The 4,707-nt window shown below is 70.1% G+C and carries 4 protein-coding genes and 2 pseudogenes; 5 read left to right on the plus strand and 1 reads right to left on the minus strand.

The window, feature by feature from the left end:
* Positions 1 to 293 (plus strand): annotated as a pseudogene (locus ACFE8Y_RS20815) (hypothetical protein); the annotation flags it as partial.
* A gap of 165 nt (positions 294 to 458) precedes the next feature.
* Here ACFE8Y_RS20815 and ACFE8Y_RS20820 read toward each other — a convergent pair.
* Positions 459 to 1,697, minus strand: a complete 1,239-nt coding sequence (locus ACFE8Y_RS20820) for an argininosuccinate synthase (RefSeq protein ID WP_375466275.1) — start codon at positions 1,695 to 1,697, stop codon at positions 459 to 461.
* A gap of 197 nt (positions 1,698 to 1,894) precedes the next feature.
* Between ACFE8Y_RS20820 and ACFE8Y_RS20825 the strand changes: the two genes are divergently transcribed.
* From ACFE8Y_RS20825 to ACFE8Y_RS20840, 4 genes and pseudogenes are all read left to right on the plus strand, one after another.
* On the plus strand, positions 1,895 to 2,521 hold the full coding sequence (locus ACFE8Y_RS20825; RefSeq protein ID WP_375466276.1) for a 2-hydroxychromene-2-carboxylate isomerase: 627 nt from the start codon (positions 1,895 to 1,897) through the stop codon (positions 2,519 to 2,521).
* 80 nt (positions 2,522 to 2,601) lie between these two features.
* Positions 2,602 to 3,297 carry a DsbA family protein gene (locus tag ACFE8Y_RS20830; RefSeq protein WP_375466277.1) on the plus strand — a complete coding sequence of 232 codons (696 nt, stop codon included), beginning with the start codon at positions 2,602 to 2,604 and terminating at the stop codon, positions 3,295 to 3,297.
* Positions 3,298 to 3,530: 233 nt separating this feature from the next.
* Positions 3,531 to 4,100, plus strand: coding sequence for a F0F1 ATP synthase subunit delta (locus ACFE8Y_RS20835; protein WP_375466278.1), 570 nt, complete (start codon positions 3,531 to 3,533; stop codon positions 4,098 to 4,100).
* 77 nt (positions 4,101 to 4,177) lie between these two features.
* Positions 4,178 to 4,707, plus strand: a pseudogene (locus ACFE8Y_RS20840) (F0F1 ATP synthase subunit alpha); the annotation flags it as partial.

Raw genomic sequence — 4,707 nt, forward strand, 5'->3', positions numbered from 1 at the left:
ACCAGTACCACAACCCGCTGGCCAAGCTCGATCCGGGCCGGGCCGGCGACGTGTTTCGCGATGAATCCGGTGCCAGCCCTGAGCACATCACCTTCGACGTGACGGACGCGCACCTCGCCCTGATCCCGCACCTCGCGGTGCTGTGGAGCGACGCGCTCGACGTGCCCTGCATCGACCCGCAGGCCCCCTACGGCGCCGTGCCGGTGCCGGAGGCCGGGCTGCATCACGCGATGCAGCCGGCGTTGCAGGTCTTCTTGCGCTACGCCGACATCGCGCCGGGGGCGTTTTCCTGATGATCCGACCACGGCATCGGTCGGCCCGCGCGAAGCACCGCGGGGCCCCTTCTCCCAGGGGGAGAAGGCTGGGATGAGGGGCGTGACCCCTCCGGTGAGTTCTCGTCCCTCACCCTGTCCCTCTCCCGCTAAAGGTGCCGGGACCCGCGCCTCCCTTTGAAACGCTCAGGCGTCGCGCTTCTTCCGCTGCGCCAGGGTCCGCAGCCGCAGCGCGTTGAGCTTGATGAAGCCCGCGGCATCCCGGTGGTCGTAGGCCACTGCGCCCTCCTCGAAGGTGACGAGGTCCTGGTCGTAGAGCGAGTGCGGGCTCTCCCGCCCGATGACGTGGACGCCGCCCTTGTAGAGCTTCAGCCGCACTGTGCCGGTGACGCGTTCCTGGCTCCTGTCGATCAGCGCCTGGAGCATCTCGCGCTCGGGGCTGAACCAGAAGCCGTTGTAGATCAGCTCCGCGTATTGCGGCATGATCTGGTCCTTGAGGTGGGCCGCGCCCCGGTCCAGCGTGATCGACTCGATGGCGCGGTGGGCCGGCAGCAGGATGGTGCCGCCGGGCGTCTCGTACATGCCGCGGCTCTTCATGCCGACGAAGCGGTTCTCGACGAGGTCGAGGCGCCCGATGCCGTTGTCGTGGCCGAGTTGGTTGAGCTTGGCGAGCAGGGTGGCGGGCGAGAGCCTTTCGCCGTCGATCGAGACCGCGTCGCCCTGCTCGAAACCGATCGTGATGACGGTCGGCGTGTCGGGCGCCTCCTCGGGCGAGAGCGTCCGCGAAAAAACGTAGTCCGGCACCGCGTCGGCGGGGTTCTCCAGCACCTTGCCCTCGGAGGAGGCGTGCAGGAGGTTGGCGTCGACCGAGAACGGGCTCTCGCCGCGCTTGTCCTTGGATATCGGGATCTGGTGCGCCTCGGCGAAGGCGATCAGCGCCTCGCGAGAGCGCATGTCCCACTCGCGCCAGGGCGCGATCACCGTCACGTCGGGCTTCAGCGCATAGTAGCCGAGCTCGAACCGGACTTGGTCGTTGCCCTTGCCGGTGGCGCCGTGGCAGACCGCGTCCGCGCCGACCGCTTCCGCGATCTCGATCTGCTTCTTGGCAATCAGCGGCCGGGCGATCGAGGTGCCGAGGAGATACACGCCCTCGTAGACGGCGTTGGCCCGGAACATCGGAAACACGTAGTCCCGCACGAACTCCTCGCGCAGGTCCTCGATGAAGATGTTCTCCGGCTTGATCCCGAGAAGCTCCGCCTTGCGGCGGGCGGGCTCCAGTTCCTCGCCCTGGCCGAGATCGGCGGTGAAGGTGATCACCTCGCAGCCGTAGGTGGTCTGCAGCCACTTGAGGATGATCGAGGTATCGAGGCCGCCGGAATAGGCGAGCACCACCTTCTTCACGGGCTTCTTGTCGAAGTCGGACATTTGGCCCTCGGGTGTCTCACGGCTCGGGACGGCGACCGGCGGCTTATCGCGGAGGCCGCCGGCCTGCAACCGGCGTGCCGGATCGGACGTTCGATGCATCTGCCATCGATCCGCGGCGCGCACGGCGCCGCCTCGCTCCCGACATCGAGGGGTGCGAGATTTGCGTGCCGACACCCCGACCCGGAGAAGCGAACCCCATGGCGCGCCAGCCAACCCTCGAGTTCTGGTACGAGTTCGCGTCGACTTATTCCTACCTCGCCGCCGCCCGCATCGCGGGGCTGGCCGCGGCCGCCGGCGTCACGGTTCGCTGGCGCCCGTTCCTGCTCGGGCCGATCTTCGCCGCGCAGGGCTGGACCACGTCGCCGTTCAACCTCTACCCGGCCAAGGGCCGGAACATGTGGCGCGACCTGGAGCGCGAGGCCGCCCGCTGCGGCCTGCCGCCGGTCACCCGGCCCGATCCGTTCCCGCAGAACAGCCTCAGCGCCACCCGCGCCGCGATCCTCGGCCAGGACCAGGACTGGCTGGTCCCGTTCTCGACCGCCGTCTTCGCGTCCTGCTACGCCCACGGGCGCTCGATCGCCGAGCCGGCGGCGGTGGTCGAGATCCTGAACGGCCTCGGCCTCGACGGCACGCAGCAGCTCAAGGCGGCAGCGGCCGAAGCCAACAAGACCCGGCTGCGCGTGGTCGGCGAGGAGGCGCGCTCGCGCGGCATCTACGGCGCCCCGACCTTCCTCACCGACGACGGCGAGTTGTTCTGGGGCAACGATCGGCTGGAGCGGGCGCTGGCCTGGGCCGCGGGCGAGCGTCCGGGCGCGATGCGCTGATCTTCAGCGAAGGCCCCGACATCGCCTGAATCGGCCGGTTCATGCGCGGGCTGAACGCCGCCCACCGTCCGGACACGCCCATGCCTCTCACCCGCCGCCGTTTCCTCGCGGCCTCGGCCGGCTCCGCCGTCGGCCTCGCGCTCGGCAGCGGAGCGCGCGCCCAGTCCTACGGCCAGCGCGTCGCACTCACGAGCGACGAGGGCAAGGCAATCGCCAACTCCGTGCTTCCGGGGGAGATCACCGGCCAGATCCCGGCCTTGCGCGGGGTCACCTACGCCGGGCCGCGCGAGGCCGAGACCACGCTCTACGAGTTCTTCGACTTCAACTGCCCGTACTGCCGCAAGGCGGCCGCCGACGTGATCGCGCTGCACGCCAGCGATGCGGCCTTGCGGATCGGCCTCGTGCAGAACCCGATCCTGTCGCCGCAATCGGCCCAAGCCGCCAAGGTGGCGCTGGCGGTCCAGCGCAAGCTCGGCTCGGAGGCGGCGTGGCGCTTCTACGGCGGCGTCCTGGAGAAGCCCGGCCGCGTTGACGGTCCGGGCGCGCTGGCAGCGGGCACCGCCCTCGGCATCCCGTCCGCGGAGCTGAAGGAGATCGCCGACGGCGAGGAGGTGCGCCTCGCCCTCAGGAGCCAGATGCGGATCGCGGCCGATCTCGGACTCTACGCAACGCCATCCTACGTGCTCGGGAACGCCGGCATCCTCGGCCATCCAGGTGCCCGCACCCTGGCAAGGATGGTCGCCAGCACCCGCCGCTGCGACCGGCTTGCCTGCTGATCCCGGCGCGATCCGGCCATCGAACGGGCGAGAGCGAGGCGACGGGCGCCGCTCCGCCGTTCGCCTTGCGTGCCACCGCATTGCCATGCTAGGCGGTCGCCGCGCCGGCCGAGGGATGTTTCGCGCCCCTGACGAGCCCGGTGCAATCCCATTTTCCCGACGGCCTCCGGCCGGCCCCCTTCGGCGCGGGCCGGCCGGAGGCCGAAGGGCCAAGGAACAAGAGAGAGCGGCGGGTGGCGCAGAGCGGTTCCGAGGGTCCCCTGGTCGCCGGCGTGTCCGGCCGCTACGCCTCCGCCCTGTTCGAGCTTGCCCGCGACGAGCGTCAGGTCGATGCCGTGGCCGAGGGCCTGGAGCGCTTCGACGGTCTTCTCAAGGAGAGTGCCGACCTGCGTCGCCTCGTGCGCAGCCCGGTCTTCTCCGGCGAGGAGCAGGCCGCCGCGATCGGCGCGATCCTCGACAGGGCCGGCATCACGGGGCTGGCCGCCAACTTCATCCGGCTCTCGGCCGCCAACCGCCGCCTGTTCGCGCTGCCCGGCATGATCGCCGCCTTCCGCGCGCTGGTCCGGACCTCGAAGGGCATCGTCACCGCCGAGGTGCGGGTGGCCGAGCGGCCCTCCGACGCGGTGCTCGAGGAGATCAGGGCCAGCCTGCGCGACGTGTCCAGATCCGAGATCGACCTCGACCTGCACGTCGATCCGAGCCTGATCGGCGGTCTCATCGTCAAGATGGGCTCGCGCATGGTCGACGCCTCGCTCCGGACCAAGCTCAACGGCATTCGTCTCGCGATGCGGGAAGCCCGGTAGGCCGTCCGTCAGGACATCCTCCGCTCCCGCCATCACCCCGAACAGACTCGACATCGAACGAACTGAGAGGCCCGACGATGGACATCCGCGCCGCCGAGATCTCCGCGATCCTGAAGGATCAGATCAAGAACTTCGGCGAGGAGGCCGAGGTCTCCGAGGTCGGCCAGGTGCTGTCCGTCGGCGACGGCATCGCCCGCGCCTACGGCCTCGACAACGTCCAGGCCGGCGAGATGGTCGAGTTCGAATCGGGCGTGCGCGGCATGGCGCTCAACCTCGAACAGGACAACGTCGGCATCGTGATCTTCGGCTCCGATCGCGACATCAAGGAAGGCCAGACCGTCAAGCGCACCGGCGCGATCGTGGACGTGCCGGTCGGCAAGGGCCTGCTCGGGCGCGTCGTCGACGGCCTCGGCAACCCGATCGACGGCAAGGGCCCGATCGTCTCCGACGAGCGCCGCCGCGTGGACGTGAAGGCGCCGGGCATCATCCCGCGGAAATCCGTGCACGAGCCGATGGCCACCGGCCTCAAGGCGGTGGACGCCCTGATCCCCGTCGGCCGCGGCCAGCGCGAGCTGATCATCGGCGACCGCCAGACCGGCAAGACCGC

Origin of the sequence: uncultured Methylobacterium sp. (genome assembly GCF_964242245.1) — a bacterium.
In the GTDB taxonomy this organism is placed as follows: Bacteria; Pseudomonadota; Alphaproteobacteria; order Rhizobiales; family Beijerinckiaceae; genus Methylobacterium.

Bases quoted from the DNA above. Each gene is read 5' to 3' on its own strand.
- ACFE8Y_RS20830 (WP_375466277.1), top strand. From the start codon at position 2,602: ATGCCTCTCACCCGCCGCCGTTTCCTCGCGGCCTCGGCCGGCTCCGCC.
- ACFE8Y_RS20825 (WP_375466276.1), top strand. From the start codon at position 1,895: ATGGCGCGCCAGCCAACCCTCGAGTTCTGGTACGAGTTCGCGTCGACT.
- ACFE8Y_RS20820 (WP_375466275.1), bottom strand. From the start codon at position 1,697: ATGTCCGACTTCGACAAGAAGCCCGTGAAGAAGGTGGTGCTCGCCTAT.